This is a genomic window from Pseudomonas sp. LF020 (assembly GCF_053456425.1).
Map to the genome: position 1 here is coordinate 97,406 of NZ_JBRFIX010000008.1, position 26,551 is coordinate 123,956.

Genomic DNA, 26,551 nt, shown 5'->3' on the forward strand with positions numbered 1-26,551 from the left:
TCTCACGCAAGGTTTGATGATGTTCAGTAGACGTTGCTGCAAGGTTGCGATTTCAGACAACCCCGATCAAACCCCAGCGCAAGCACCAGGAATTCAGCTTTCTTACAACGGTCATGCGTCACCTGTTTGTTTTTATCTGTGACGAAATCGAACCCGACACGCTTGTGACGCGGCGGAGTGAACAAGGCGGATGGCCTTGAGGTTTTGCGATTACGCAGAGGGTCACAGTTAAAACGCGGCGCATTGTACACCGCTAACCCCCTGCTGCCAGACCCCGCTGGATCAGCGTGGCGCTTGCCGGGATTGCGTGGGTCCGCCTCGAGATGTCCGGGCGGCTGCAAAAATTGAGTCAGGCCTTTGCAGGCCATCGACGGGGACGTGCGAAAAACCGCCCCACGGAGAGAAGTGAAGATCAATCTCGGCGTTCATTGCGCCTCCTTCTTGTTATGTACCTGCACGACAGGCATGAGGCGCATCTCACCTTGCAAACGGCGCTGAAACAAGCGCGCCAGAGCCCTGCGCGACGCCTTTGCAGCCGGGCTTCGGCAGGTTTTCCTTACAGCGTCGGCAAGGGGGTAAATCCACTGGGCTTCATCGTGATTTTCGTAAACTTTTCTTTACGAGGCGTAACGCAGATTTTCCATTTCGGAAAATTCTGTAGGACGTCTGCAAATTGACGGTAGCAAGCTTGCTAATGAAAGTTGCCGCTTAGTTTTTTGTTTTCAAATAAGAAATCCGCCGCTTAAAAACAGAATAAAAAGTTTATTTAAATTTTAAATAAATAATTTTTTGCATTACAAAACACCCTGAACTAGGTTCTTCACGTCTTGCCGGCCAACTCGACCGGCCAGTCATAACCGTGAAAGTCATCTAGGAGATCGACCATGCAAGCACTGGAAAAAGACCTGGACACCGAACTGCAACTGGACGAATGGTTCGAAGCACCGACCCATGAGGCCGCCGTGGAAATGATGCAAGCCGACGCGGTGGTTCCGTTCGGCACGGCGATGTGGCCTCTGTAAGACATCCCCGGGCAGGCACGATCCGGCCGGTCGTGCCTGCCGCTTTCTTCACGGTCAGTCAGGGAGGACTCATGGATAAGCCCCGCGCGATCTCGCATTTCCTTTACTACCTCGAACATCACCCTGCCCTTGCCGGGCTCGACTCGGCGAAGGTACTGCTCGGCCACACTGCCGATTACGAAGCCCTGACCGGCGCCATCGCCGAACAGGCCGGCGATCATCCCCGCTTCACGTTCAGTGCCCGTCGCCTGGACCTGGAAAGCACCGCCACGCTGACCGCAGCGATTGCCGACAGCGATCTGTACATTTTCTTCTACGACTCTTCCACCCTGCCCAACCCGCGCCCCGACGGCCCGGAGTTCGTTCGCGCCTTGCAAGGCGTGATGGCGGAAAACTGGAAGAAGTCGCTGCTGTTCAAGGATTACGGCGACTATTTCTACGACACCTTCAGCGTCACCCCGCAGCGTATCGCCGGGCTCAACAGTCACCTGATCCAGCGCATGTCCCAGGCCACCACACTAAGCTTTACCGACGAACATGGTTCGCGGTTCGAAACACCGCTGAGCAGCATCAAGAAGTGGACCGACATCAACGGCGTCGGCAACTTCGACCTGGCCCCCGGCGAAATCGCCACCCACAGCGAAGCCATCAACGGCCATGTGAAATTCAAGGGTACGTTCCTCAGCACCATCCCGTTTGCGCGCAAGTACGGTGTGCTCGAATCGCCACTGGAACTGTGGATCGAGAACTCGACCATCAGCCGCATCGCCACCGACGTGCCGGGGCTGGAGCATGATTTCAACAAGTACCTGGACGCCAACCCGTCGAACCGGCGCATTGAGGAGCTGGGGATTGGTACCAACGAAGGGGTGAAAGATCTGTACGCGCGCAACGCCGGCTTCGAGGAGCGCCATTGCGGCCTGCACCTGGGCCTCGGCGGTGGCGCGAAAGGCAGTCATCACCTGGACCTGATCTTTTCTGGCGGCGTTTTGGCGCTGGATGACAAGCCGGTGTTTGACGGGCGGTTTGTGTTCTGATCCTGCATATTAGGTGGCTGCATTGGCGTCATCGCTGGCAAGCCAGCTCCCACAGGTTTTTGTTGCGCTGCATAAATCCTGTGAACACCGCAGATCCATGTGGGAGCTGGCTTGCCAGCGATGAGGCCCTCAAAAGCACCACATACCTTTCGCCAGACGAAAAAAAACGCCAACCCTGCGGTTGGCGTTTTTGTGTTAGCTCGAAGCTTGCCGCTCAAAGCTCACAGCTGCCTTATTCCGGCTTCTTGCGACCAAAACCCGGGCGCTGACCGGAGCCGGCCGGGGCGCCACGGCGCTTGCCCGATGGCTTGTCACCGTCGACCAGTTTGATACCTGGGCGCTTGGCTGCAGGCTTGGCCGGACGCTTGTTGCTGGTGTCGGCAGGACGATCCGCCACTGGCGTACCACGACCGGCAGGCGCACGACCTTCGCCACGCTCGGTACGACCGTTGGCCGGACGCGGTGCGCGTTCGCCATCACGGGCAACCGGCTTGCGGCCAGGACGCTCGCCTTCGATCTGCGGCTCACGGCTCGGGCGTGGGCCGGTCGGCGCGCCAGCGGCTGGACGCAGGGTACGCACGCGCTCGGTCTTGGCCATCGGCCGCGACGATTTGCGCTGCATGCGCTCCAGCTTGTCCTTGCTCTTGGCGTTGAGTTGCGGCATCGCCACCGGGGTCAGACCGACTTCGGCGCTGAGCACGTCGACTTCGTACTGGCTCATTTCGCGCCAGCGGCCCATCGGCAGGTCGGAGTTGAGGAACACCGGACCGAAACGCACGCGCTTCAGACGGCTGACCACCAGGCCCTGGGATTCCCACAGACGACGAACCTCACGGTTACGGCCTTCCATCACCACGCAGTGATACCAGTGGTTGAAGCCTTCGCCACCCGGCGCCTGCTGAATATCGGTGAAACGCGCCGGGCCGTCTTCCAGTACCACGCCGGCCTTCAGGCGCTCGATCATTTCGTCGTCGACTTCACCGCGTACACGCACGGCGTACTCACGGTCCATCTCGTAGGACGGGTGCATCAGGCGGTTGGCCAGCTCACCGTCGGTGGTGAACATCAGCAGACCGGTGGTGTTGATGTCGAGACGACCGATGTTGATCCAGCGACCTTCTTTCGGACGCGGCAGCTTGTCGAACACGGTCGGACGGCCTTCCGGGTCGTCACGGGTGCAGATCTCGCCATCGGGCTTGTTGTACATGATCACGCGCCGCACCGACTCGGCAGCCTCTTCGCGCTTGATCACCTTGCCATCGATGGTGATGGCGTCGTGCATGTCGACGCGCAGGCCGAGGGTGGCGTCTTTGCCATTGACCTTGATCCGGCCCTGGCTGATCCAGGCTTCGACGTCACGGCGCGAGCCGACGCCGATACGGGCGAGGACTTTCTGCAGTTTTTCGCCTGCTGGGCCGATTTCCTGGTCGTCTTGCTGATTGATGTCACTCATCTGGGCACCTCCCGGTGTGGTCTGTTCAGGCGGCGCCTGAAGCATTGAAATCTGGTTTTCGGGCGAAGGGATCGCCGAAGGGTCGCGAATCATACGCGGATGTGCGCCATCGCGCATCAGAGACTAGCTGATGGTGGGCGACTTATTTCTTTTTCCGCCGACCGGCGCCACCGAGTTTGATCAGGCGCAGCGCAGCTTCGGCCAGTACCGTGCGCTTGTCGTCCTTGTCGAGTTTCTTCCAGGCACGGATCTCGCGCTTGCTGCGGCCACAGCCGAGGCAGATGTCGTCGGTGAATTTGCAGAGGCTGATGCAGGGGGCTTTTGTCGAGCTCATACCTTTCTCCAGAACACATTGATCCCTGTGGGAGCGGGCTTGCCCGCGATGACGGAGCGTCAGCCAGCATATTTGTGTCTGATGCACCGCAATCGCGGGCAAGCCCGCTCCCACAGGGTTTGTCAGTGTTCAGAAAATTTGATTGTCAGTCCTCGAACTCGCGGCGTTCGGCTTCGATGGCTTCCGCCAGCGCGCGGGCTTCGGCTTCTTCTTCGCTCAGCTCGGGCTCGGGCGCCGGTTGTTCGAGCGCGGCGACAGCGGCCAGGAGTTTTGCCCGGGCTTCGGCGACGCCAAGAAGGTCTTCTTCAGGTTCGGCTTCAGGCTCGGCCTCAGGTTCAAGTTCACTCGTCGGCTCGACGGTCTCGGTTTCAGGCTCAGGCGGCTGCGCTTCGCCATCAGCAGCATCCCGCAGCAAGTCATCGAAGTCGGTCTTGATCCCCTCCTCCATGCTGTCCAGTTCCAGCAACAGCGTATGGAAACTGGTTTCCTCCTTCGGCTCTTCCGGTTCGGCACTGGCGTCGGCCTGTTCCTGCAGGCCCTGCGGCACTGGCGCGTCGTCGAAATCGAGGACTGGCTCGGTTTCCATCTCGCGCAGTTCGGCCAGCGGCGGCAGGTCTTCGAGGTTCTTCAGGTTGAAATGATCGAGAAACGCCTTGGTGGTGGCGAACATCGCCGGTTTGCCCGGCACGTCGCGGTAACCGACGATGCGGATCCACTCGCGCTCGATCAGCGTCTTGACGATGTTGGTGTTGACCGCCACGCCCCGCACGTCTTCGATCTCGCCGCGAGTGATCGGCTGGCGATAGGCGATCAGCGCCATGGTTTCCAGCAGCGCACGGGAATAGCGCTGCGGGCGTTCTTCCCACAAACGCCCGACCCACGGCGAAAACTTCTCGCGGATCTGCAAGCGGTAGCCGGAGGCGACTTCCTTGAGCTCGAACGCGCGGCCCTCGCAGGACTTGGCCAGCAGGCTCAGGGCTTTCTTGAAGACCGGCGGTTCGGGGCGCTCGCCCTCTTCGAACAGTTCGTAGAGACGTTCAAGCGATTGCGGTTTTCCCGAGGCCAACAGAAAGGCTTCAAGCAGGGGCGCCAGCTCGCGGGGTTCAGTCAGGTTCATGTTTCGACTCGTTATTCGGCTCGGGCTCGCACGTGGATCGCGGCGAACGGCTCATTCTGCACCAGCTCGACCAAGGATTCCTTGACCAGCTCAAGGATTGCCATAAAGGTCACCACCACGCCGAGGCGACCTTCCTCGGCGGTGAACAGCTCGACGAACGGCACAAAACCACCGCCCTTGAGCCGTTCCAGCACATCGCTCATGCGCTCGCGAGTCGACAGTGCCTCGCGGCTGACCTGATGGCTCTCGAACATATCGCCCCGGCGCAGCACTTCGGCCATGGACATCAAAATCTCTTCCAGCGCCACGTCCGGCAGCAGCTTGCGCGCCCGGGCTTCCGGGGCGTCAAGCTTGGGCACCACGACGTCGCGACCGACCCGGCTCAGGCCGTCGATGCCTTCGGCGGCAGCCTTGAAGCGCTCGTATTCCTGCAGGCGGCGGATCAGTTCGGCGCGCGGGTCGTCCTCTTCGTCTTCGACGGTTTCGGCGCGCGGCAGGAGCATCCGTGACTTGATCTCGGCCAGCATCGCGGCCATTACCAGGTATTCGGCGGCCAGTTCCAGGCGCACCGACTGCATCAACTCGACATAGCCCATGTACTGGCGGGTGATTTCCGCTACCGGGATGTCGAGGATGTTGATGTTCTGTTTGCGGATCAGGTACAGCAGCAGGTCAAGCGGGCCTTCGAAGGCTTCGAGAAACACTTCCAGCGCATCCGGCGGGATGTACAGGTCCAGCGGCATTTCCGTGACCGCCTGGCCATAGACCATGGCAAACGGCAGTTCCTGCTGGGCGCCGGCCTGGGGATCGACAACGGTTTCCACTGCGGACATTCAGGCCTCGACCATGAACGGCGCGGGGTCGCCGCAACCGACGCGGATCACTTCCGGGTCGTCGCCGGTCAGGTCAATCACGGTGGACGCCTTGATCCCGCCGAAACCGCCGTCGATGATCAGGTCCACCTGATGTTCAAGCAATTGACGCATTTCGTACGGGTCACTGAGCGGATCTTCATCGCCGGGCATGATCAGGGTCACGCTCATCAGCGGCTCGCCGAGTTCGGCCAGCAACGCCAGGGCAATCGGATGGCTCGGCACCCGCAGGCCGATGGTGCGTTTCTTCGGATGCAGCAACAGGCGCGGCACTTCACGGGTGGCGTTGAGGATAAAAGTGTAAGGCCCCGGCAGATGCGCCTTGAGAATGCGGAAGGTGCCGGTGTCGATCTTGGCGTAGTTGCCCAGTTGCGACAGGTCGCTGCAGATCAGCGCAAAATTGTGCTTCTCGTCGAGCTGACGCAGACGGCGCACGCGCTCGATCGCAGTCTTGTCGCCGATCTGGCAACCGATGGCGTAGGAAGAGTCCGTGGGATAAATCACCACCCCGCCTTTGCGGATGATCTCGACCGCCTGTTTGATCAGGCGCGCTTGCGGGTTTTCCGGATGGATCTGGAAAAATTGACTCACGTTTTCTACCTGTTCAGACGGCGGCAATAACTGTGTCATGTTTGAACCGACACCACAGGGGTGGAAGGTCCTCGGGAACCGGCCGGTACTGGCCAATCTCGGACCAGCCTCCAGGGCCATGGAAATCACTGCCGGCGCTGACCAGCAGACCGAACTCGCGGGCAAGGATTGCCAGGCTGCCGACCTGTTCCGCGGGCTGATGGCCATTGACCACTTCGATTGCATGCCCGCCCGCTTGAATATAGTCGGCAATCAGCTTTCGGCGCTTGCTGCGGGTGAAATCGTAGTGCCATGGATGCGCCAGACTGACCCACGCCCCGGCGGCACGCAGGGTGCCGACGGTGTCTTCCAGGGTCGGCCAGTGCTGTTTGACGTCACCCAGCTTGCCGGCGCCGAGCCATTTGCGGAATGCTTCGGCGCGATCCTTTACAAAACCTTCACGCACCATCCAGTCGGCGAAATGCGGACGGGCCGGGGCGTTGCCGCTGTCGCCCAGTTCCTGCTGGATCTGCCGGGCGCCTTCGAGGGCACCGGGCATACCTTTGAGGCCAAGCTTGCGGCTTATTTCTTCCGACCGCAGCCAGCGACCATCGTGCAATTTGGCGATGGCTTCGACCAATGGCGCGGCGTTGACGTCGAAACCATAGCCCAGCACATGAATGGTCGCGCCGCCCCAGGTGCAGGACAGCTCGACGCCATTGACCAGTTGCATGCCCAGCGCCTCGGCAGCCGTGCGTGCTTCGGCGAGACCTTCAAGGGTGTCATGATCGGTCAACGCCAGGACTCGCACGCCGTTTTCAAACGCACGCGCAACCAGAACCGCCGGCGCCAGGGCGCCATCGGAGGCCGTGCTGTGGCAGTGCAAATCAACATTCACGGGGAGTTGTAACCTCAAATCAGCTGGCGCTATCGCGCGCCCATATGTTTGTTATTATGCCGCCACATCCAGCTTCTGGCTCTCACTGTGAAACAATTCATCGATTTCATCCCGCTTCTGCTGTTCTTCATCGTTTACAAACTTGATCCACGGGTTGTCGACATCGCCGGCCACGAGGTCACTGTAGGCGGTATTTACAGCGCCACGGCGATGCTGATCATCAGCTCCCTGGTGGTCTACGGCGCGTTGTTCATCAAACAGCGCAAGCTGGAAAAGAGCCAATGGCTGACCCTGATCGCCTGCCTGGTGTTCGGCAGCCTGACCTTGGCCTTCCACAGCGAGACCTTCCTCAAATGGAAAGCCCCGGTGGTCAACTGGCTGTTCGCCCTGGCCTTCATCGGCAGCCACTTCATCGGTGACCGCCTGCTGATCAAACGCATCATGGGCCACGCGCTGACCCTGCCGGATCCGGTCTGGACCCGCCTGAACATCGCCTGGATCGCCTTCTTCCTGTTCTGCGGCGCCGCCAACCTGTTCGTGGCCTTCACCTTCCAGAGCATCTGGGTCGACTTCAAGGTGTTCGGCAGCCTGGGCATGACCGTGCTGTTCCTGGTCGGTCAGGGCATCTACCTGTCTCGCCATCTGCATGACGCCGATACCACAACGCCAAAAACCGAGGACTGACATGCTCTACGCAATCATTGCCACCGACGTCGCCAACTCGCTCGAAGCCCGCCTCGCCGCGCGCCCGGCCCACCTCGAACGCCTGCAAGTGCTCAAGGGCGAAGGCCGCATCGTACTGGCCGGCCCGCACCCGGCGGTCGACAGCAATGATCCGGGCGCTGCGGGTTTCACCGGCAGCCTGATCGTCGCCGAATTCGACTCCCTGAGCGCCGCCCAAGCCTGGGCCGACGCCGATCCGTACATCGCCGCCGGCGTGTACGCCAATGTGACCGTCAAGCCGTTCAAGCAAGTCTTGCCGTAACCAAGGAATATCGAGGGACTTTGTGGCGAGGGAGCTTGCTCCCGCTGGACTGCGCAGCAGTCTCATTGCCTATGAGCTGGAAAGCGGGGGGCGCTTCGCGCCCCAGCGGGAGCAAGCTCCCTCGCCACAATGACTCCCCAAGCTCAAATTGTTCAACTCACCACGCTCGACATTGCCTCTGACACTGAACCTTCCCGCTTCTCCCCACTCTCAATCGCTCATTATTCTCGTTTGCCTGCCGACAACCTGCCCAATATCCATTTGCAAGCAGGAATCGCAATGCGCAAAGGTCCGTTGTGTCTGATGTGGGTCACGTTGACGATCATGGCACCCGCCCATGGTGAGGAAACCACCGAAAGCGGCAGCTCCACGCCATTGTCGTTAAGTGCCGGCAGTCAGATTACCGAACTGCAGCAGCGCCTGAAGGCCAGCGAGCAGCAGCGGGAAGAACTGAGCAAACAACTGCAAAATGCCGACAACACCCGCGAAAGCGCCCAGCTCGCCCGGTTGCGTCAGGAGAACCAGCGCCTGAAGCTGCAACTCAAGGAAGCCCAGGCAAGTCCCTTGCCACGACTGTTGACCGAACAGCAGCAATGGTTCGTCACCGGCGCCGGGGTAGCGCTATTGGCGCTGCTGTGCGGTATCTTTGCCAGTGGAGCAAGCCGAAAACGTCGGCAATGGCTAAATTGAGTGAGTCATGAGCGAGCTGTTACTGATTGATGATGACCAGGAGTTGTGCGAACTCCTGAGTAGCTGGTTGAGCCAGGAAGGCTTCCAGGTACGCGCCTGCCACGATGGCCAGAGCGCGCGCAAAGCGCTGGCCGAATCCGCCCCGGCGGCGGTGGTGCTGGACGTGATGCTGCCCGATGGCAGCGGTCTGGAACTGCTCAAGCAATTGCGCAGCGAACACGCCGATCTGCCGGTGCTGATGCTCTCGGCACGCGGCGAACCGCTGGATCGCATTCTCGGTCTGGAATTGGGCGCCGACGATTACCTGGCCAAACCCTGCGATCCGCGTGAACTCACCGCGCGCCTGCGCGCCGTGCTGCGCCGCAGCCATCCGGCCGCTGTGTCGACCCAGCTCGAACTCGGCGACCTGAGCTTCAGCCCGGTGCGTGGCGTGGTCAGCATCGACGAGAAAGAACTGACCCTCACCGTTTCCGAAAGCCGCCTGCTCGAAGCACTGCTCAAGCAGCCCGGCGAGCCGTTGGACAAACAGGAACTGGCGCAATTGGCCCTCGGCCGCAAGCTGACCCTGTACGACCGCAGCCTCGACATGCACGTCAGCAACCTGCGCAAGAAGATCGGCCCCCACCCCGACGGCCGCCCACGAATTGTCGCCCTGCGCAGCCGTGGTTACTACTACAGCCTGTAAATCGGGAAAGACCTGCCTGAATGCTATATGTGGCGAGGGAGCTTGCTCCCGCTGGGCAGCGAAGCGGCCCTCGTTTTTCAAATCAAAAAAGAGAGACTGCTGCGCAGTCCAGCGGGAGCAAGCTCCCTCGCCACAGGTGGAGTGCCAGTGATATTTGTCAGGTCAGGACCGAAGCGTCTTTACCCAAGCTTTACTTTGGGCTGACCGCCGCTGACCTTGATCTCCGTAATCTGAACTCATCCGGAACGTACCGGGAACGAGACAAGGAGATACACCATGCGCAAGACTCTTATCGCTCTGATGTTCGCTGCCGCTCTGCCAACCGTCGCCATGGCTGTGCCACAGGATGGCGGCCCGATGGGTGGCCCGATGGACGGTGCACGCCACGGCGGTCAGATGCACGGCATGCACGGCAAAGGCCCGTACAGCCAACTCGACCTGTCCCGCGAACAGCGCGATCAGATCCGCAAGATCATGGGCGAGCAGATGCACGAGCGTCGCCAGGTAGTCGAGAAGTACCTGGAAAAACTCTCGCCGGCTGACCAGAAAGCCATGAAAGACGAGATGGCCGCCAACCACAAGAAAGCCGAAGCTGACGTACGTAACCTGCTGAAACCGGATCAACAGAAGAAATTCGACGAGATCCAGAAAAAACAGGCTGAACGCCGCGCCGAATGGGCCGAGTTCAAGGCGTGGAAAGCGCAGCAGCCGCAAAAGGCGCAATAATGTTCTAATCACAGGCCCGACGGCTAACCCCGTCGGGCCTGTTCACATCCGCCCTCTGTAGGAGCCGCGGCACGCTGCGATCTTTTGATTTTGCTTCTGAAAAATAAGATCAAAAGATCGCAGCGTGCCGCAGCTCCTACAGGGGTTACGCGTTTGATTGAGGATTTTCTGTGCGTTCATTGTTCTGGCGTATTCTCGCGAGCTTCTGGCTGGCCATCGCTCTGGTGGCGGGGCTGTCGATCTTGCTCGGGCACATGCTCAATCAGGACGCGTGGATCCTCAGCCGCCATCCGGGCCTCAACACCCTGGCCGCCGAATGGACACAAACCTACGAAGCCCAGGGCGAAGACGCCGCGCAGGACATCCTCGAACAGCGCAAGCGCCAATATCACATTGACGTCCAGGTGCTGAACGAAAGCGGCGACCCGGTGGTGCGCGGCACCTTCCCGCGCCGCGCCGCGGCGTTTGAGGCCCGGCAGAACAACGATGACCGACGCCTGCCCTGGCGGCGCCTGACCGACGAGTTCACCAGCGACAAAACCGGCGACACCTACCTGTTCATCTTCCGCATCCCGCACCCGGAACTCGACGCCTGGCACCGCGAAAGTCTGCTCTGGCCGCTGAGTGCGCTGGGCATCGCGCTGGTGGTGCTGACCCTGTTCAGCCTGTTGGTGACCTTCTCCATCACCCGCCCGCTCAGCCGTTTGCGCGGCGCGGTGCATGATCTGGGGCAGACCACCTATCAACAGAACAGCCTGGCGAAACTGGCCAACCGCCGCGATGAGTTCGGCGTGCTGGCCAACGACTTCAACCGCATGGGCGCGCGCCTGCAAAGCCTGATCGGCAGCCAGCGTCAGTTGCTGCGCGATGTGTCCCACGAGTTGCGCTCACCGCTGGCGCGACTGCGCATTGCTCTGGCACTGGCCGAGCGCGCCAGCCCGCAGGAACGCGAAAAACTCTGGCCGCGCCTGACCCGCGAATGTGATCGCCTGGAAGCGCTGATCAGCGAGATTCTGGTGCTGGCGCGGGTCGATGCCGACAACGCCAGTGCGGAAGAAGTAGACCTGAACGCCCTGCTCGGCACCTTGCAAAAGGACGCCCAGCTCGGCTCACCGGAGCAGACCGTGCAACTGAATGCCGAGCCGCAGCTGAATCTGACCGGCTGGCCGACCATGATCGAGCGCGCCGTCGATAACCTTTTGCGCAACGCCCAACGCTTCAACCCGGTGGGGCAGGCAATCGAAATGCAGGCCACACGTCAGGGCGAGCGGATTGTGGTGAGTGTGCGCGACCATGGGCCGGGCGTGCAGGCCGAGCATCTGAGCCAGTTGGGCGAGCCGTTCTACCGGGCGCCGGGGCAGACGGCGGCGGGACATGGGTTGGGCCTGGCGATTGCCAGACGCGCGGCGGAGCGGCATGGCGGGAGTCTGCTGCTGGCCAATCATCCCGAGGGCGGGTTTGTCGCCAGTCTGGAATTGCCGTTGGTACCTGGGGCAATTGTCCAGCCTTAAAGGCCCCTCACCCCAGCCCTCTCCCGGAGGGAGAGGGAGCCGACCGAGGTGTTATGCGAATTGCATCGACCTGGCAAGCCGTGTCGACTATGGATTCAGCGAAGATCGCTCCGCTCGGCGCATCCCTGGAGCATTCCCCAATCAGTCCCCTCTCCCTCCGGGAGAGGGTTAGGGTGAGGGGCTTTTGATCTTCAAGCCTTGGACGGCCAGGCGCTGACGAATTCGGCCAGATCAACCTTCTCGGCCACACGCGGCTCCTTCTGTGGCGTGCCGAGGTACAGGAACGCGATCACCTCTTCGCCTTCCGCCAGCCCCAACCCTTGGGCCACATGTTTCGAATACGCCAGTTCACCAGTACGCCACACCGCACCAATCCCCTGCGCATACGCCGCCAGCAGAATCCCGTGGGCCGCACACCCCGCCGCCAGCAACTGCTCGGCCTTCGGATATTTGACGTGCTCCTGCAGTTTCGCGATCACCACCACCACTAGCGGTGCCCGCAGCGGGCCGTTGCGCGCCTTGTCGATCATCGCTTCAGTGACTTCGCCTTCCTGCATCTGCGCCGCTTCGGCCAGCAACTCGCCCATTTGCTCGCGCGCCGCGCCTTCGACGGTGAGGAAACGGTACGGCTGCAAGTGGCCGTGATCAGGGGCGCGCAGGGCTGCACCAAACAGAGCTTCGCGCTGCTCGGCAGTAGGGGCCGGTTCGACCAGGCGTGGAACGGAAACACGGTTGAGCAAAGCGTCGAGAGCCTGCATCGGCCACCTCCTGAGAAAAATGTGCGGCTATTCTAGCGGTATCCGGCAACAGGGTGCCGGTTTACATGCCCTGCCCCACGGGTAGAATGGCGCCCTTCCTACATCAGCCCGAGCGGACTTCATGGCGTTGCCGACCTTACGGATCATTGGTTTCATCATCGGCATCTTCCTGATCACCCTGGCCATCGCCATGGTTGTGCCCATGGCCACCCTGGTGATTTTCGAGCGCACCGGCGATTTGCCGTCGTTTCTCTGGGCGAGCATGATTACCTTCGTCGCCGGCCTTGCACTGGTAATCCCCGGCCGCCCCGAACACATCCACCTGCGCCCGCGCGACATGTATCTGCTAACCGTCAGCAGCTGGCTGGTGGTGTGTATTTTCGCCGCACTGCCGTTTTTGCTGACCCAGCACATCAGCTACACCGATTCATTCTTCGAAAGCATGTCCGGTATCACCGCCACCGGCTCGACCGTGCTCAGCGGGCTCGACACCATGTCGCCGGGGATTCTGATGTGGCGCTCGCTGCTGCACTGGCTCGGCGGGATCGGCTTCATCGGCATGGCGGTGGCGATTCTGCCGTTGCTGCGCATCGGTGGCATGCGCCTGTTCCAGACCGAATCGTCCGACCGCTCGGAAAAGGTCATGCCGCGCTCGCACATGGTGGCGCGTCTGATCGTGGCGGCCTACGTCGGCATCACCATCCTCGGCAGCCTGGCGTTCTGGTGGGCCGGGATGAGCCCGTTCGATGCGATCAACCACGCGATGTCGGCGATCTCCACCGGCGGTTTCTCCACCTCCGACCAGTCGCTGGCGAAGTGGACGCAACCGGCGGTGCACTGGGTGGCGGTGGTGATCATGATCCTCGGCAGCCTGCCGTTCACCCTGTACGTCGCGACCATGCGCGGCAATCGCAAGGCGCTGATCAAGGATCAGCAGGTGCAGGGTTTGCTCGGCATGTTGCTGGTGACCTGGCTGGTGCTCGGCACCTGGTATTGGTGGACCACCAAACTGCATTGGCTGGAAGCGCTGCGGCACGTGGCGCTGAACGTGACCTCGGTGGTCACCACCACCGGTTTTGCCCTCGGCGACTACAGCCTGTGGGGCAACTTCTCGCTGATGCTGTTTTTCTATCTGGGCTTTGTCGGCGGCTGCTCCGGCTCGACGGCGGGCGGGATCAAGATCTTCCGTTTCCAGGTCGCCTACATCCTGCTCAAGGCCAACCTTAACCAGCTGATTCACCCGCGCGCGGTGATCAAGCAGAAGTACAACGGTCACCGTCTCGATGAGGAGATCGTGCGTTCGATCCTGACCTTTTCGTTCTTCTTCGCCATCACGATTTGCGTGATCGCCTTGCTGCTGTCGCTGCTCGGCGTGGACTGGATGACCGCACTGACCGGCGCCGCCAGCACCGTGTCCGGCGTCGGCCCGGGTCTGGGCGAAACCATCGGCCCGGCAGGCAACTTCGCCACCCTGCCGGATGCGGCCAAGTGGATCCTGTCGTTCGGCATGCTGCTTGGCCGACTGGAGATCATTACGGTGTTTGTGCTGTGTATTCCGGCCTTTTGGCGTCATTGATCGGCGCCTGCAACAGTCGCGCCCGGTAATCGCCGGGCGTGGTGTCGAACCAGCGACGGAACGCGCGGAAGAAGTTGCTCGGATCGGCAAAACCCAACAGATAGGCAATCTCCAGCAAGGTCATGCTCGGCTGCGCCAGGTACTGCTCGGCCAGTTCGCGGCGAGTGTCGTCGAGCAACTGCTGAAAACTGGTGCCCTCCTCCTGCAACCGGCGCTGCAAGGTGCGCTGCGACAGATGCAGGGTCTGCGCCACCGTATCGCGCTTGGGCTCGCCCTGCGGCAGTAAACGGCACAACACCTGGCGCGCCTTGTGGGTCACGCGGCTTTCGGAAAAGCGCGCCAGGTATTCCCCGGCAAACCGGTCGTGCAGCAGCGCCATCGCTTCGTTGGCGGTGGGGAGCGGTGCTTCCATGTCGGCCCGTTCGAAAATCAGCGCATCGTACGGCGCGTTGAACATCAGCGGCGCGTGGAAGGCTTGTCGGTAAGGTTGCAGATCGGCGGGCTCGTCACCCTGAAACAGCACTTTGACCGGATGCAGGGTGCGTCCGGTGAGCCAGCCGCACAGACCCAGCGCGCAGGCCAGCGAGGCTTCGGCGCTCTGCCGGGTCGGCGGCAGGTGATCGCCATGCACGGTCAGAATCAGTGCGTAGCCTTCTTCGAGCAGACGAAAACTCAGGTCGGCGCTCTCGGCGATGATCCGCTGATAACGCACCAGGCGTTGAAAGCCTTCGGCCAGGGTGTTGCTCGACATCAAGGCGTAGCCGGCAACGTGGAATGAGGCCGGACGCACTACTTTGCCCATGTTCAGGCCGATCGCCGGGTTGCCGGACAGCTCGACCGCCCGTTGCCAGAGCCGGGTCATGGAATCTTGCGGGAAGCGCGCATCCGGATCATCCAGGGCGGCGTAATCGAGCCCCAGTTGCTTGAACAGTACCCGGCAATCCAGGCCGTCCATCTCCAATGCTTTGACAATCCCCATCGCCCAGCTTGCAGAAGTCGTTCGTTCGCTCATGGCGTTATTCTTTTACATGATGGATCGCATGTTACGACCCGATTTGCGAAGGATACTAAAGTGGCGCCCATTGTCACTGGCTGATGCCAGTGTTCACTCTAGACTCAAATAAGCTACCCGCCGAACAACTTGCCGTCAGAACAATAACCACAGAGATCGCGGTCGTGGAAAACATCAAGCAATTCAACACCTTCGCTGAGTTTTACCCGTATTACCTCAGCGAACACGCCAACAGTACCTGCCGACGACTGCATTTCATCGGCACCACGCTGGTGATATTCATCCTGGCCATGACCATCGCCAAGGGCGCATGGCTGTTGTTGCTGGCCCTGCCGCTGGCCGGTTACAGCTTTGCCTGGATCGGGCATTTCTTCTTTGAAAAGAACCGTCCGGCGACTTTCCAGCATCCGCTGTACAGCCTGCTCGGCGATTTCGTCATGTACCGCGACATGATCCTCGGCCGCGTGGCGTTCTGAAACCCGACACACCCGGAGGCTTGCCGATGAACGCCAATGCCCGCTTCACCCACATGCAGGACGGCACCCCGGAAGACTGGGCGATCATCGCCGCTGACTTCAGCGCCTACGCCCGGCAATTGCCGTCACGGATCGTCGCGCACCTGAAGTTGCTCGAAGGCGATTTCGGCGGCTTCCCGGTGGATCGCCTGACCCATTCGCTGCAAACCGCGACCCGCGCCTATCGCGACGGGCGTGACGAGGAATATGTGGTCTGCGCGCTGCTGCATGACATTGGCGACACCCTCGGTTCCTACAACCACCCGGACATCGCGGCGGCGATTCTCAAGCCGTTCGTCAGTGCCGAAAATCTGTGGATGGTCGAAAAGCACGGGATCTTTCAGGGCTACTACTTCTTCCATCATCTGGGCATGGATCGGCACCTGCGCGAGCAATTCGCCGCGCATCCGCAGTATCAGGCGACGGTGGAATTCTGCGCCAGGTACGATGCGGCGGCGTTCGACCCGGCGTATGACAGCCTGCCGTTGAGTTTTTTTGAGCCGATGCTGGAGCGGCTGTTTGCGCAGCCGAAGCACTCGATCTACAAGACTGCGATGGAAGAACACGCCCCCGCCTGATGTTGTCTGCACCGGCCTCATCGCTGGCAAGCCAGCTCCCACAGTGATCTGTGGTGTTCACAATACCTGTGGGAGCTGGCTTGCCAGCGATGAGGCCCTTTTGTACACCTGAAAAATCAGGCGATCTCGGCGACCTTGGCCGCCTTGAGCTGCGCCTCCCGCGCCTGCGCATCCGCCAGGCGATACAGCTCGATCGTGCCGTCCCAGTGCTCGATCAATGCTGTGCACGATTCCACCCAATCGCCGCAATTGAGGTAGTCCACCTCGCCGACTTTACGAATCTCGGCATGGTGAATGTGCCCGCAGACCACGCCGTGCAACTCGCGCTTCACGCATTCGTGGGCGATGGCTTCTTCGAAGTCGCTGATGAAGCTCACCGCCGTCTTCACCTTGTGCTTCAGGTACGCCGACAACGACCAGTAACCGTAGCCATACCGGGCGCGCCAGTGATTGAGCCAGCGGTTGAGGGTCAAGGTGAATTCGTAGGCCGAGTCGCCGAGAAAGGCCAGCCAGCGGTGGTAGCGGGTGATCACGTCGAACTGATCGCCATGGATCACCAGCAGGTGACGGCCATCCGCCGTGACATGCACCGCCTCATCGACCAACTGGATATTGCCGAGGATCAGCTTCGAATAACGGCGCAGGAATTCATCGTGGTTGCCGGTGACGTAGATCACCTCGGTGCCGCGCTTGCTCATGGTCAGCAGGCGACGGATCACGTTGGTGTGCGCTTGCGGCCAGTACATGCCACCGCGCAGCTTCCAGCCGTCGATGATGTCACCGACCAGGTAGATCTTGTCGGCGTGGTAGCCCTTGAGAAACTGCGACAAGTGCTCGGCCTGGCAATCCCGCGTGCCCAGGTGCACGTCGGAAATCCACAAAGTACGCACCCGTTGTTTGCGGCTGGGTTTGGCAAGCTCGGCGCTGGTCATGGGCAACCCTCTGCGATGTTTTCGCCACTGTGCACGCGCCGGGTTAATCGACCATGACAGGCAGGCGTCAGTCGTGTGACAGCGCGCAAGCCCGGTGTCCCGGTGTAGACTGGCGCTCACTTCGGAGACTTCTGCCATGCGCCCGATCCTGACACTGCGCCAGTACACCCACGATCTGATCATCCACAGCCACGACCACGCGCAACTGGTGTTCGGCCTGTCCGGCGCGCTGGATTTCGAAGTCGAGGGTCAGGGCAGCCAGGTGCGTCAGCAGAGTTTCGTGGTCGTCCCCGGTGGCGCGCATCATGCCTGCGGCAGCCCCGATGGCAGCCGTTGTCTGGTGCTGGACGTGCCCGACGGGCAATGGCTGAACGATTCGCTGGGCGAGCACGCCGACGCCAGTCAGCGCTTGCTCGACCAGCCTGCGCGGTTGTCTCTTGATGCGGGACAAAGCCAATTGGTCAGCTGGCTGGCGAACAGTCCGGTCAGTGACCCGCTGATTGCCCAGCAAGGTGCAGTGTTGCTGCTGGCCAGCCTGAATCACGCCAGACCTGGCGAACTCTCGGCACGGCGCCTGCCCTACGCGGCGCTGGATGCGCACATCGAGCAACACGCCGCCTACCCGCTGCAAGTGGCCGATCTGGCGCAGATCGCCGGGCTGTCCAGCGCTCGCCTGCACGCGCGGTTCATGGCCGAATGCGGGCAAACGCCGATGGACTACATTCGCAGCCGACGCCTGCACAAGGCAGTGGGCTTGCTGCGCGAGACCGCGTTGCCGATCGGCGAAATCGCCAGTCGGGTCGGTTACAGCTCGCAAAGTGCCTTCTCGGCCGCCGTGCTGCGAGAGTTCGGCGCCTCACCCGGCCAGTTGCGCCGCGACTCCAGCGACAAAAAACGCTAGTTCGCCGACAGACTTGCGAGCCGCAACACGCTTCAATGTGCATCCACGTGTAGGAGCTGCCGAAGGCTGCGATCTTTTGATCTTGCTTTGAAGGATCAAGATCAAAAGATCGCAGCCTTCGGCAGCTCCTACAGTGATCATGTTGCGTATCGACAGACTCAAGAAGGATTGCAATGACTCCGCGTACCGCCCTCGGCGCCCTGCATATTGGCGCTTTGATGTTCGGCCTGACCGGTGTGTTCGGCAAACTCGCGGCCGCCTCGCCGGCGGTGATCGTCTTCGGACGCGCCGTGTTTGCCGTGCTCGCCCTGGCTTTTTTTGCCCGCTTCGCCAGCCAGCACGGCTGGCAGAAACTGCAGGCGGTCGACTGGCGGCGTCTGGCGCTCAGCGGCGTGTTGCTGGCCGGGCACTGGGTGAGTTTTTTCATCGCGGTGAAGGTCGCCGGGGTGGCGATTGCGACGTTGGGTTTTGCCAGTTTCCCGGCGTTCACCGTGATTCTCGAAGGGCTGATCTTCCGTGAACGCATCCGCGCCAATGAAATCGTGCTGGTGGTGCTGGTCAGCGTCGGTCTGGTGCTGGTGACGCCGGCGTTCGATCTGGCCAGCGGCGCCACCACCGGGTTGCTCTGGGCGGTGCTGTCGGGTCTGCTGTTCGCCCTGCTGTCGCTGACCAATCGTGCCAGTTCCGGACGCATCCCGGCGGTGCAGGCCGCGCTGTGCCAGAACGTGGTGGTGGCGCTGTGTCTGCTACCGGTCGCGGCCCCGCAACTGAGCGAAGTACGTGCATTGGACTGGCTGTGGATCGCCCTGCTCGGGGTGTTCTGCACCGGCGTCGCCCACAGCCTGTTCGTCGCCAGCCTCGCGGTGATCAAGGCACGCACTGCCGCCGTGGTGTTCGCCATGGAACCGGTTTACGGCATCACCATCGCCTGGCTGCTGTTCAATGAAAACCCGACGCTGCGCATGCTGCTCGGCGGCGCGCTGATCATCGTCGCCATCGTGGTCTCGGCGCGGATGTCAGGCAGCGCCGACAAGAAAACCGTGGCTGCCGAAGCCGCGTCTCACTGAGTGCGGTCGTTGTGACCGAGGTCGCGGTCAGGATCGATCTGATCGCGCACTCGCTGCTTGAGCACCTTGGCCTCGGGAAAACCGCCGTCGGCCTTGCGCTCCCAGATTTGCACGTCGTCGCAGCTGATGTGAAATACCCCGCCGGTGCCCGGCACCAGCGAGACCTTGCCGAGGTCGTCGCCGAAGGTGCTGAGCAGCTCCTGCGCCAGCCACGCGGCGCGCAGCAGCCACTGGCATTGGGTGCAATACGTAATGACGACTTCCGCTTTTTTCACGGTCATGTTCGCTGAAACTCCTGAGACAGAGGGCGCCGCTATAATAGCCGGCTTTATCGCTTGCCCCGAGACTCACCATGCGCCGTTTGCTGCTCTGCCTGTTGCTTGTCTTCCTGCCCCTCTTTGCTAATGTCACCGTGCATGCCGCCGAAGCCCCCCGCCCGAAAGTCGGCCTGGTGTTGTCCGGTGGTGCCGCACGTGGCCTGGCGCACATTGGCGTGCTCAAGGCCCTTGAAGAACAAGGCATCAAGATCGATGCGATTGCCGGCACCAGCATGGGCGCGGTGGTCGGTGGCCTGTATGCCTCGGGCTACAAAATCGACGAACTGGAAAAACTCGCGCTGAACATCGACTGGCAGCAGGCGCTGTCCGACGCACCGCCACGGGAAGACGTGCCGTTTCGCCGCAAGCAGGACGACCGCGACTTTCTGGTGAAACAGCAACTGAGTTTCCGCGATGACGGCAGCCTCGGCCTGCCGCTGGGGGTGATTCAGGGCCAGAACCTCGCGCTGATGCTGGAGAGCCTGCTGGCGCACACCAGTGACACCCGCGACTTCGACAAGCTGCCGATCCCGTTCCGCGCCGTGGCCACCGACATCGCCAACGGCGAAAAAGTGGTGTTCCGCAAAGGCCACTTGCCCCAGGTGATCCGCGCCAGCATGTCGATCCCGGCGGTGTTCGCCCCGGTCGAGCTGGACGGCCGGTTGTTGGTAGACGGCGGCATGACCGACAACATCCCGCTCGACGTCGCGCGGGAAATGGGCGTCGACGTGGCAATCGTGGTCGACATCGGTACGCCACTGCGCAACCGCAAACAACTGACGACCGTGGTCGATGTGCTGAACCAGTCGATCACCCTGATGACCCGGCGTAACTCCGAAGAGCAACTGGCCGCCCTCAAACCCACCGACGTGCTGATCCAGCCGGCGCTGGCGGCATTCGGCGTCACCGATTTCGGCAAGGCCCAGGAGATGATTGACGCCGGTTACCGCGCCACGCGGATTCTCGACGCCCGCCTCGCTCAGCTCAAACCTCACGAATCTCAGGACGCCGAACTGAACGCAGCCCGTGCCCCGGGCCAGCGCACGCCGATCATCACCGCGATCAGGGTCGAGAACGACTCGAAAGTCGGCGACGAAGTGATCCGCTATTACATCCGTCAGCCAATCGGCGAGCCGCTGGACCTCGGTCGATTGCACTCGGACATGGGCACGCTGTACGGCCTCGATTACTTCGAACAGGTGCAATACCGCGTGGTGCACAAGGGCCAGGATCACACCCTGGTGATCAGCGCCCGGGGCAAACGCAGCGGCACCGATTACCTGCGGGTCGGCCTGAACCTTTCGGACGACATGCGCGGTGACAGCGCCTTCAACCTCGGCGCCAGCTACCGCATCAACGGCATCAACCGCCTCGGCGCGGAATGGCTGACCCGGGCGCAGATCGGTGACAAGCAGGAACTGTATACCGAGTTCTATCAGCCACTGGACGTCGGCTCGCGCTACTTCGTCGCCCCGTATGCTGCGTTTGAAGCGCAGAACGTCGATTCAATACTCGACAACGATCCGATCGCTCAATACCGCGTCGAGCGCTATGGTTTCGGCCTCAATTTCGGTCGGCAGATCGGCAACAACGGCGAAATCCGTTTCGGCGTCGGCGAGGCTTGGGGCAAAGCGGATGTGCGAATCGGCGATCAGGATCTGCCGAGGGAAAACTTCACTGAAGGTTTCTACTCGCTGAAGTACTCGTTCGACTCGCTGGACAACGTCTACTTCCCCCACGAGGGCAAGGACGTCAGCCTGACCCTGATGCAATTCGAACCGGGTCTGGGTTCGGACACACGCTACCGACAATGGGAATTCAAGCTCGATAAAGCCATGAGCCATGGCCCGGATACGCTGATTCTCGGCGGCCGCTACGGCCGAACGCTGGACGATGCCAACGTGGTGACGTCGAGCTTCCTGCTAGGCGGTGCGCGGCAGTTATCGGGCTTTCGCGAGGATTCGATTTCGGGACAAAACGTCAGCCTGATGCGCGCGGTGTATTACCGCCGGCTGACACCACGCTCCTACCTGCCACTGGACTTCCCGCTGTATGCCGGGGCTTCGCTGGAACGTGGGCGGGCGTGGAACAACGAGAATGAATTCGACAGCGGCTACATCAATGCAGCGAGTGTGTTTATCGGGTTCGATACGCCGCTGGGGCCGCTGAACTTCACCTATGGCTTGAATGATGCGAATGAGCAGGCGGTTTATTTGAATCTGGGGCAGACGTTCTGAGTACTCAGGTGGATTGATGTTGTCGGCGCTGACGCCTTCGCGAGCAAGCTCGCTCCCACAATGGAACGCATTCCAACTGTGGGAGCGAGCTTGCTCGCGAAGGCGTCAGTACAGGCACCGCATCAGCCAATGGCACTCAGATCAGCGGATACCTGCCAATAACGTCCGCGCCGTTTGCTTGAGGGGCTCGTCCCCCTCCTTGAGCAACTCATTGAGCAAGGCAATCGCGCTGTCGATATCCCCGTCATCAATGCAAGTCTGCGCCTGTTCGAGCTTCTCAGAACCGTGTTCCGGCTCAGTGCCCCCAAGCTCCAGCGGTTCCAGTGCCAGCGACTCGCCCGGATCACCGAACTCGTTAAGAAAGTCATCGTCCAGCGGCTGTGCGTCCGGTTCGGGGATCCACTCCAGCTCCGCCTCTTCGCTGACCACCGTTTCGGGCAGCTCGAAGTCCGGCGGCAGGATTTCAAGATCGGAGTTCGATGCAGTCCGTTCTGCGGGCGGCTCAGGTGTCGAACGACTGTCTTCAAGATCCCAACTGGACGCCATCGACAGCTCACCCAGATTCAATTCGAAATCATCCTCGGGCGCCGATGGCTCAGGCGCCACCGCTGTGGCTGCGACCATCGACACCGCCGGGGTTATCGGCGCAGCGCCGGTCAATTTTGGATGCCGCTCACGGATCGCGGCCAGCTGCTGCGGATCCACCCCGGCATCACGCAGGCGGTTTTCCTGTTGTTCATAAGCTGCGCTGTCCCCTTGCCGCCCCAACACTTCGAGCAATTGCACACCCAGCTCCGTACGCTCTGGCTCCTTGTCCATGGCATTGCGCAACAGCCCGACCGCCTCACCCAAACGCCCATAGGCCAGATAGATCCCCACCGCCTCCAGCACATCGCCGGCCGCCGGTTCTTCGCGGTGTTCGGTGGTGGTTCGCAGGCTGGCGGATTGTGTGGCTGGCGGGTCTTCAGGATCTGTTTGCCGAACGGCGGGCAGAGCTGCCAGTGGTGCCGTGACCTCCGCCAGTTGCCGGCGACGTCGGACGAAAAGCCCGGCACCCAACAATCCCAACAGCACCAGCAAGCCACCGAGCAGCGGCCAGTTGAGGCCATCGTCGGCAGCTTCAGGCGCGGTGGTGACTGGCGCGGGTATTGGCGGCGTGATGGCTGGCGCCGGTGGCTGTTGCAGTTCGCTCAATCGCGTTTGCAGATCACTGATCTGCTTTTTGCCGTCGGCAATCTGCACATCCTGCGCCTGCAGTCTGGCGTTGAGTTCGTCGACGGTCTTTTGCAGTTGCTGACTGAGCAACACGCTGGCCGCCAATTGCTCGGCCACGGCATCGTTGGCTGGCGCCGCCGGAGCGGGTGGCGCTGAAGGGGCGGCATCGCGTTTGCCCTGAGCAGCCTGAGGCGCCGCCGTGGCGGGCTCGACGGTGGGGAATTCAGAGGATTGCGGACGTGGATCGGGTTCGTCGGTGGCCGGCACGATGCTCGGTGATCCGGGCGGATCGATCAGCAGCGTGTACTCGCGCAGCAGGCGGCCATTGGGCTGATTGAGCTGCACCAGAAAATTCAGAAAGGGTTCATTGACCGGTTTGCGCGAGGTCACCCGGATCATCTGGCGATTGCCATGCAGGATCGGGGTGAACTTGAGGTCATTGAGGAAAAACACCCGCTCGACCCCGGCCCGGGCGAATTCATCGGCCGTGGCGAGGCTGGCCGAGAGGTCGCCGGCACTCAGGCCAGCGGCATCCACCAGCGCGATATCGGCCTTGAGCGGCTGATTGAGGGCCGAGTGGACGGTGATGTCGCCCAGCCCCAGTGCCATCGACCAGGTCGAATAGCTGAATACACCAGCGACCAGCAGCCATCTGGCGCCACCGCGCAGTACAACGTGCCGACTTGCGAGCATGAGCATCCCTTAAATAAGCAAAACCGGTTTCTATGCGTTCGCACATCCGGTACGAACACGATATTGCCCAGTAGTTCTTATAGTCTGCTCTGCGCGATCCCTCAAAAAACCTGCGCGCGGTTATGCCTCAAGATTTTTCCAGGTTGGCCAGAATGTGCCCGTGAACGCGCATGCATACCTTCAAATCGGCCTCGTCGACGCCTTCGAACAATTCGTGACGCAACTGTGTAGCGATGGTTTCGATTTGTTCGATCAGCGGCAGTGCCGGGGCGCAGAGCACGATTTTTTTCGCCCGGCGGTCTTCCATCACCGACTGACGTTGCACCAGGCCCTGGCTTTCCAGGCTGTCGAGCAAGCGCGCGAGGGTCGGCCCTTCGACACCGACGCTTTGCGCCAGCTCGCGTTGGGTCGGCGCGTCTTCGAAACGTGCCAGGTGCAGCAGCACCAGCCAGCGTGCCTGGGACAAGCCCAGACCGGCCAAGCGGCGATCCAGTTCGGCACGCCAGCCTCGGGACATCTGGGCCAATTGCATGCCAAAGCGGTGTTGATCGGTTAACGGCATAAAACACTCATGAGTAGACTGACAAATAGAGAAAAACTAATTATTAGTCAGCTAAGCATGACATTTAGCTATAGGCAAGAGCCGACCTGTACTGAATCGTTACAACTGCCTGACGGTTGGCGCAAACGCCCTCTTACATTTCAAACTCGGATTGCAACGCAGCCCTTACGCAGTAAAGAACGCCCTCCGGCACGCGACCGGCGAACAGTTCGGCCACTTCGGCGACCGACGGTAACTCGCCCTCGCCGTCGAGGAACGCGTCCTGCACTTCGCCCATCAGTTCTTCCGGCAAGTCCAAGGCCTGCTCCAGCGACAACTGCTGCTTGCCGATGGCCTCGGCGAGCATGGTGTAGACGTTCTTTTCCGAGCACTGCAACTGCCCGGCGATCTGCATCGGGGTCATGCCAGCGCGGGCCAGGGTGATCAGTTCGTGGCGCACGTCGGCCACCGCTTTCGGCGCTTCGGCCTCGCCGCCAAGTACTTCGAGGAAAGCCTCGCCGTAACGCTCCAGCTTGCGTGCACCAACGCCGCTGACCCGCGCCATGTCGGCCAGCGAGGTCGGCTGACTGCGGAGCATTTCCAGCAGGGTCGAGTCGGGGAAGATGACGTACGGCGGCACACCATGCTCCTCGGCGAGTTTGCGCCGCAGTGCACGCAGGGCTTCCCACTGTTCGCGCTCTTCGCCACGCACCAGCTGACTGGCCGGGCTCTTGCTGGCGGTCTTGGCGGTGACCTGCGGCTTGAGATCGCGGCGCAGTTCCAGGGTCACTTCGCCCTTGAGCAATGGCCGGCAGGTGTCGCTCAGGCGCAGGCCTCCGTAGCCCTCGTGATCGACATCGGCCAGACCACGCGCCACCAGTTGCCGGAACAACGAGCGCCATTCGCTCTCGCTCAGCGCCTTGCCGACGCCGTACACCGACAGATGCTGATGGCCGAAGCTGCGCACCTTCTCGTTGTCCTTGCCCAGCAACACGTCCACCAAGTGGCCGACGCCATAGCGCTGGCCGGTGCGATAGATCGCCGACAGCGCCTGGCGCGCCGGCTCGGTGGCGTCCCAGGTCTGCACACCGTCGACGCAATTGTCGCAGTGGCCGCACGGCTCGGGCATGTCTTCGTCGAAGTACGCCAGCAGGGTCTGCCGGCGGCAGCGGGTTTCTTCGCAGAGCGAGAGCATGGCGTCGAGCTTGTGCTGCTCCAGACGCTTGTGACGCTCATCGCCTTCGGAGTTCTGCAGCATCTGCTTGAGCATCACCACGTCCTGCAAACCGTAGGCCATCCACGCGTCCGCCGGAAGGCCATCACGGCCGCCGCGCCCGGTTTCCTGGTAATAGGCCTCAAGGGATTTCGGCAGGTCGAGGTGCGCGACGAAACGCACGTTGGGCTTGTCGATGCCCATGCCGAACGCCACGGTGGCGACCATGATCAGGCCTTCCTCGTTGAGGAAGCGCTTCTGGTGGTAGGCGCGCAGATCATTGGGCAAACCGGCGTGATACGGCAGCGCCGGGAAGCCCTGCTCGCTGAGAAACGCGGCAACTTCCTCGACCTTCTTGCGCGACAGGCAATAGACGATGCCGGCATCGCTGCGCCGCTCGGCGAGGAACGCCAGCAACTGCTTGCGCGGCTGCTCCTTGGGCACGATGCGGTAAAAGATGTTGGGCCGGTCGAAGCTCGAAAGAAAGCGCTCGGCGTTCTGCAGGTGCAGGCGGGTGACGATTTCTTCGCGGGTGCGCTTGTCGGCGGTGGCGGTCAGGGCGATGCGCGGCACGTCGGGGAACATTTCCGCCAACTGGCCCAATTGCAGGTATTCCGGACGGAAGTCGTGGCCCCATTGCGACACGCAGTGCGCTTCGTCGATGGCGAACAAGGCAATGTTCAAGCCCTGCAGGAACGACAGCATGCGCGGCTGCACCAGTCGCTCCGGCGCCAGATAGAGCATCTTCACTTCGCCGCGCTTGATCCGCGCCGCCAGATCGCGCTGCTGTTCGGCGCTCAAGGTGGAGTTCAGTGCAGCGGCGGCCACGCCCAGCTCTTCGAGGGTGGCGACCTGATCGTCCATCAAGGCGATCAACGGCGACACCACCACCGCCAGGCCTTCGCGCAGCAGCGCCGGCACTTGGAAACACAGGGACTTGCCGCCACCGGTAGGCATCAGCACCAGCGCATCACCGCCGCTGGCCACGCGCTCAATGATTGCACCCTGACGGCCACGGAAACTGTCGTAGCCGAAGATGTCCTTGAGGACGCGTTGAGCCTGTTCGAGCATAAAAACTCCAAAAATCTACCGAAAC

27 protein-coding genes are annotated in these 26,551 nt (G+C 61.6%); 14 read left to right on the top strand and 13 right to left on the bottom strand.

Annotated elements, in window-relative coordinates:
- Positions 1–884: 884 nt before the first annotated feature.
- On the top strand, positions 885–1,022 hold the full coding sequence (locus tag ACU680_RS19340; RefSeq protein WP_003222780.1) for a hypothetical protein: 138 nt from the start codon (positions 885–887) through the stop codon (positions 1,020–1,022).
- Between the two features lie 71 nt (positions 1,023–1,093).
- A complete protein-coding gene (locus ACU680_RS19345) occupies positions 1,094–2,059 on the top strand; it encodes a M29 family metallopeptidase (RefSeq protein ID WP_027613969.1) in 966 nt (321 codons plus the stop codon).
- A gap of 232 nt (positions 2,060–2,291) precedes the next feature.
- Here the strand turns inward: ACU680_RS19345 and rluB are convergent, their stop codons facing one another.
- From rluB to ACU680_RS19375, 6 genes are all read right to left on the bottom strand, one after another.
- Positions 2,292–3,512 carry a 23S rRNA pseudouridine(2605) synthase RluB gene (gene rluB, locus ACU680_RS19350; protein WP_007966012.1) on the bottom strand — a complete coding sequence of 407 codons (1,221 nt, stop codon included), beginning with the start codon at positions 3,510–3,512 and terminating at the stop codon, positions 2,292–2,294.
- A 142-nt stretch (positions 3,513–3,654) separates the two neighbouring features.
- The gene (locus ACU680_RS19355; RefSeq protein ID WP_448180274.1) at positions 3,655–3,846 is read right to left on the bottom strand and encodes a DUF1289 domain-containing protein; all 192 of its coding nucleotides are present in this window, start codon (positions 3,844–3,846) and stop codon (positions 3,655–3,657) included.
- A gap of 145 nt (positions 3,847–3,991) precedes the next feature.
- Positions 3,992–4,963, bottom strand: a complete 972-nt coding sequence (gene scpB / locus ACU680_RS19360) for an SMC-Scp complex subunit ScpB (protein ID WP_448180275.1) — start codon at positions 4,961–4,963, stop codon at positions 3,992–3,994.
- 11 nt (positions 4,964–4,974) lie between these two features.
- The gene (locus ACU680_RS19365; RefSeq protein ID WP_007966015.1) at positions 4,975–5,796 is read right to left on the bottom strand and encodes a segregation and condensation protein A; all 822 of its coding nucleotides are present in this window, start codon (positions 5,794–5,796) and stop codon (positions 4,975–4,977) included.
- Positions 5,797–6,426 carry an L-threonylcarbamoyladenylate synthase gene (locus ACU680_RS19370; RefSeq protein ID WP_007966016.1) on the bottom strand — a complete coding sequence of 210 codons (630 nt, stop codon included), beginning with the start codon at positions 6,424–6,426 and terminating at the stop codon, positions 5,797–5,799.
- A 13-nt stretch (positions 6,427–6,439) separates the two neighbouring features.
- The gene (locus tag ACU680_RS19375) at positions 6,440–7,303 is read right to left on the bottom strand and encodes a PHP domain-containing protein (protein WP_448180276.1); all 864 of its coding nucleotides are present in this window, start codon (positions 7,301–7,303) and stop codon (positions 6,440–6,442) included.
- Between the two features lie 87 nt (positions 7,304–7,390).
- Between ACU680_RS19375 and ACU680_RS19380 the strand changes: the two genes are divergently transcribed.
- The 6 genes from ACU680_RS19380 to ACU680_RS19405 all read left to right on the top strand — a co-directional run bounded on the left by ACU680_RS19380 (position 7,391) and on the right by ACU680_RS19405 (position 11,900).
- Positions 7,391–7,987, top strand: a complete 597-nt coding sequence (locus ACU680_RS19380) for a septation protein A (RefSeq protein ID WP_027613975.1) — start codon at positions 7,391–7,393, stop codon at positions 7,985–7,987.
- A 1-nt stretch (position 7,988) separates the two neighbouring features.
- A complete protein-coding gene (locus ACU680_RS19385; protein WP_367083773.1) occupies positions 7,989–8,288 on the top strand; it encodes a YciI family protein in 300 nt (99 codons plus the stop codon).
- Between the two features lie 279 nt (positions 8,289–8,567).
- A complete protein-coding gene (locus tag ACU680_RS19390; protein ID WP_041073068.1) occupies positions 8,568–8,978 on the top strand; it encodes an SH3 domain-containing protein in 411 nt (136 codons plus the stop codon).
- Positions 8,979–8,985: 7 nt separating this feature from the next.
- A complete protein-coding gene (locus ACU680_RS19395) occupies positions 8,986–9,663 on the top strand; it encodes a response regulator transcription factor (protein ID WP_007966021.1) in 678 nt (225 codons plus the stop codon).
- A 276-nt stretch (positions 9,664–9,939) separates the two neighbouring features.
- Positions 9,940–10,389, top strand: coding sequence for a hypothetical protein (locus tag ACU680_RS19400; protein ID WP_007966022.1), 450 nt, complete (start codon positions 9,940–9,942; stop codon positions 10,387–10,389).
- A gap of 170 nt (positions 10,390–10,559) precedes the next feature.
- Positions 10,560–11,900 (top strand): sensor histidine kinase, encoded by a 1,341-nt coding sequence (locus ACU680_RS19405; RefSeq protein ID WP_448180277.1) that lies wholly within the window; start codon positions 10,560–10,562, stop codon positions 11,898–11,900.
- A gap of 191 nt (positions 11,901–12,091) precedes the next feature.
- Here the strand turns inward: ACU680_RS19405 and ACU680_RS19410 are convergent, their stop codons facing one another.
- A complete protein-coding gene (locus ACU680_RS19410) occupies positions 12,092–12,658 on the bottom strand; it encodes a nitroreductase family protein (protein WP_448180278.1) in 567 nt (188 codons plus the stop codon).
- Between the two features lie 121 nt (positions 12,659–12,779).
- Between ACU680_RS19410 and ACU680_RS19415 the strand changes: the two genes are divergently transcribed.
- On the top strand, positions 12,780–14,234 hold the full coding sequence (locus tag ACU680_RS19415; RefSeq protein WP_123589074.1) for a TrkH family potassium uptake protein: 1,455 nt from the start codon (positions 12,780–12,782) through the stop codon (positions 14,232–14,234).
- On the opposite strand, the gene ACU680_RS19420 is transcribed toward ACU680_RS19415, so the two are convergent.
- Positions 14,191–15,246: an AraC family transcriptional regulator gene (locus ACU680_RS19420; protein ID WP_448180279.1), complete on the bottom strand. Its 1,056-nt coding sequence runs from the start codon at positions 15,244–15,246 to the stop codon at positions 14,191–14,193. The genes ACU680_RS19415 and ACU680_RS19420 overlap by 44 nt on opposite strands.
- 164 nt (positions 15,247–15,410) lie before the next feature.
- Here ACU680_RS19420 and ACU680_RS19425 point away from each other — a divergent pair, with 164 nt between their 5' ends.
- Positions 15,411–15,722, top strand: coding sequence for an Mpo1-like protein (locus ACU680_RS19425; RefSeq protein ID WP_095139324.1), 312 nt, complete (start codon positions 15,411–15,413; stop codon positions 15,720–15,722).
- A gap of 26 nt (positions 15,723–15,748) precedes the next feature.
- On the top strand, positions 15,749–16,339 hold the full coding sequence (locus ACU680_RS19430; RefSeq protein ID WP_448180280.1) for an HD domain-containing protein: 591 nt from the start codon (positions 15,749–15,751) through the stop codon (positions 16,337–16,339).
- A 116-nt stretch (positions 16,340–16,455) separates the two neighbouring features.
- Here the strand turns inward: ACU680_RS19430 and ACU680_RS19435 are convergent, their stop codons facing one another.
- Positions 16,456–17,271 carry a UDP-2,3-diacylglucosamine diphosphatase gene (locus tag ACU680_RS19435; protein WP_007966031.1) on the bottom strand — a complete coding sequence of 272 codons (816 nt, stop codon included), beginning with the start codon at positions 17,269–17,271 and terminating at the stop codon, positions 16,456–16,458.
- Positions 17,272–17,407: 136 nt separating this feature from the next.
- Between ACU680_RS19435 and ACU680_RS19440 the strand changes: the two genes are divergently transcribed.
- Together ACU680_RS19440 and ACU680_RS19445 are read left to right on the top strand one after the other, a co-directional pair.
- Complete coding sequence (locus ACU680_RS19440; protein ID WP_448180281.1) at positions 17,408–18,172, top strand: AraC family transcriptional regulator; 765 nt, start codon at positions 17,408–17,410, stop codon at positions 18,170–18,172.
- Positions 18,173–18,345: 173 nt separating this feature from the next.
- Positions 18,346–19,239 carry a DMT family transporter gene (locus ACU680_RS19445; RefSeq protein WP_448180282.1) on the top strand — a complete coding sequence of 298 codons (894 nt, stop codon included), beginning with the start codon at positions 18,346–18,348 and terminating at the stop codon, positions 19,237–19,239.
- Here ACU680_RS19445 and ACU680_RS19450 read toward each other — a convergent pair.
- Positions 19,233–19,520, bottom strand: a complete 288-nt coding sequence (locus tag ACU680_RS19450; protein ID WP_108591194.1) for an Rdx family protein — start codon at positions 19,518–19,520, stop codon at positions 19,233–19,235. The genes ACU680_RS19445 and ACU680_RS19450 overlap by 7 nt on opposite strands.
- A gap of 71 nt (positions 19,521–19,591) precedes the next feature.
- On the opposite strand from ACU680_RS19450, the gene ACU680_RS19455 reads away from it, so the two are divergent.
- Entirely contained in the window at positions 19,592–21,793 is a 2,202-nt protein-coding gene (locus ACU680_RS19455) for a patatin-like phospholipase family protein (protein ID WP_448180283.1), read from the top strand.
- 141 nt (positions 21,794–21,934) lie between these two features.
- On the opposite strand, the gene ACU680_RS19460 is transcribed toward ACU680_RS19455, so the two are convergent.
- The 3 genes from ACU680_RS19460 to recQ form a co-directional block, all read right to left on the bottom strand.
- Complete coding sequence (locus tag ACU680_RS19460; protein WP_448180284.1) at positions 21,935–23,701, bottom strand: motility hub landmark protein FimV; 1,767 nt, start codon at positions 23,699–23,701, stop codon at positions 21,935–21,937.
- A 127-nt stretch (positions 23,702–23,828) separates the two neighbouring features.
- Positions 23,829–24,263, bottom strand: coding sequence for a MarR family transcriptional regulator (locus ACU680_RS19465; protein WP_007962151.1), 435 nt, complete (start codon positions 24,261–24,263; stop codon positions 23,829–23,831).
- A 133-nt stretch (positions 24,264–24,396) separates the two neighbouring features.
- Positions 24,397–26,526 carry a DNA helicase RecQ gene (gene recQ / locus ACU680_RS19470; RefSeq protein WP_007962153.1) on the bottom strand — a complete coding sequence of 710 codons (2,130 nt, stop codon included), beginning with the start codon at positions 26,524–26,526 and terminating at the stop codon, positions 24,397–24,399.
- Between the last annotated feature and the right edge of the window lie 25 nt (positions 26,527–26,551).

Coding starts and splice junctions, on each gene's coding strand:
- ACU680_RS19340 (WP_003222780.1), top strand. CDS start 885: ATGCAAGCACTGGAAAAAGACCTGGACACCGAACTGCAACTGGACGAA.
- ACU680_RS19345 (WP_027613969.1), top strand. CDS start 1,094: ATGGATAAGCCCCGCGCGATCTCGCATTTCCTTTACTACCTCGAACAT.
- rluB (WP_007966012.1), bottom strand. CDS start 3,512: ATGAGTGACATCAATCAGCAAGACGACCAGGAAATCGGCCCAGCAGGC.
- ACU680_RS19355 (WP_448180274.1), bottom strand. CDS start 3,846: ATGAGCTCGACAAAAGCCCCCTGCATCAGCCTCTGCAAATTCACCGAC.
- scpB (WP_448180275.1), bottom strand. CDS start 4,963: ATGAACCTGACTGAACCCCGCGAGCTGGCGCCCCTGCTTGAAGCCTTT.
- ACU680_RS19365 (WP_007966015.1), bottom strand. CDS start 5,796: ATGTCCGCAGTGGAAACCGTTGTCGATCCCCAGGCCGGCGCCCAGCAG.
- ACU680_RS19385 (WP_367083773.1), top strand. CDS start 7,989: ATGCTCTACGCAATCATTGCCACCGACGTCGCCAACTCGCTCGAAGCC.
- ACU680_RS19390 (WP_041073068.1), top strand. CDS start 8,568: ATGCGCAAAGGTCCGTTGTGTCTGATGTGGGTCACGTTGACGATCATG.
- ACU680_RS19395 (WP_007966021.1), top strand. CDS start 8,986: ATGAGCGAGCTGTTACTGATTGATGATGACCAGGAGTTGTGCGAACTC.
- ACU680_RS19400 (WP_007966022.1), top strand. CDS start 9,940: ATGCGCAAGACTCTTATCGCTCTGATGTTCGCTGCCGCTCTGCCAACC.
- ACU680_RS19410 (WP_448180278.1), bottom strand. CDS start 12,658: ATGCAGGCTCTCGACGCTTTGCTCAACCGTGTTTCCGTTCCACGCCTG.
- ACU680_RS19415 (WP_123589074.1), top strand. CDS start 12,780: ATGGCGTTGCCGACCTTACGGATCATTGGTTTCATCATCGGCATCTTC.
- ACU680_RS19420 (WP_448180279.1), bottom strand. CDS start 15,246: ATGAGCGAACGAACGACTTCTGCAAGCTGGGCGATGGGGATTGTCAAA.
- ACU680_RS19430 (WP_448180280.1), top strand. CDS start 15,749: ATGAACGCCAATGCCCGCTTCACCCACATGCAGGACGGCACCCCGGAA.
- ACU680_RS19435 (WP_007966031.1), bottom strand. CDS start 17,271: ATGACCAGCGCCGAGCTTGCCAAACCCAGCCGCAAACAACGGGTGCGT.
- ACU680_RS19440 (WP_448180281.1), top strand. CDS start 17,408: ATGCGCCCGATCCTGACACTGCGCCAGTACACCCACGATCTGATCATC.
- ACU680_RS19445 (WP_448180282.1), top strand. CDS start 18,346: ATGACTCCGCGTACCGCCCTCGGCGCCCTGCATATTGGCGCTTTGATG.
- ACU680_RS19450 (WP_108591194.1), bottom strand. CDS start 19,520: ATGACCGTGAAAAAAGCGGAAGTCGTCATTACGTATTGCACCCAATGC.
- ACU680_RS19455 (WP_448180283.1), top strand. CDS start 19,592: ATGCGCCGTTTGCTGCTCTGCCTGTTGCTTGTCTTCCTGCCCCTCTTT.
- ACU680_RS19460 (WP_448180284.1), bottom strand. CDS start 23,701: ATGCTCGCAAGTCGGCACGTTGTACTGCGCGGTGGCGCCAGATGGCTG.
- ACU680_RS19465 (WP_007962151.1), bottom strand. CDS start 24,263: ATGCCGTTAACCGATCAACACCGCTTTGGCATGCAATTGGCCCAGATG.
- recQ (WP_007962153.1), bottom strand. CDS start 26,526: ATGCTCGAACAGGCTCAACGCGTCCTCAAGGACATCTTCGGCTACGAC.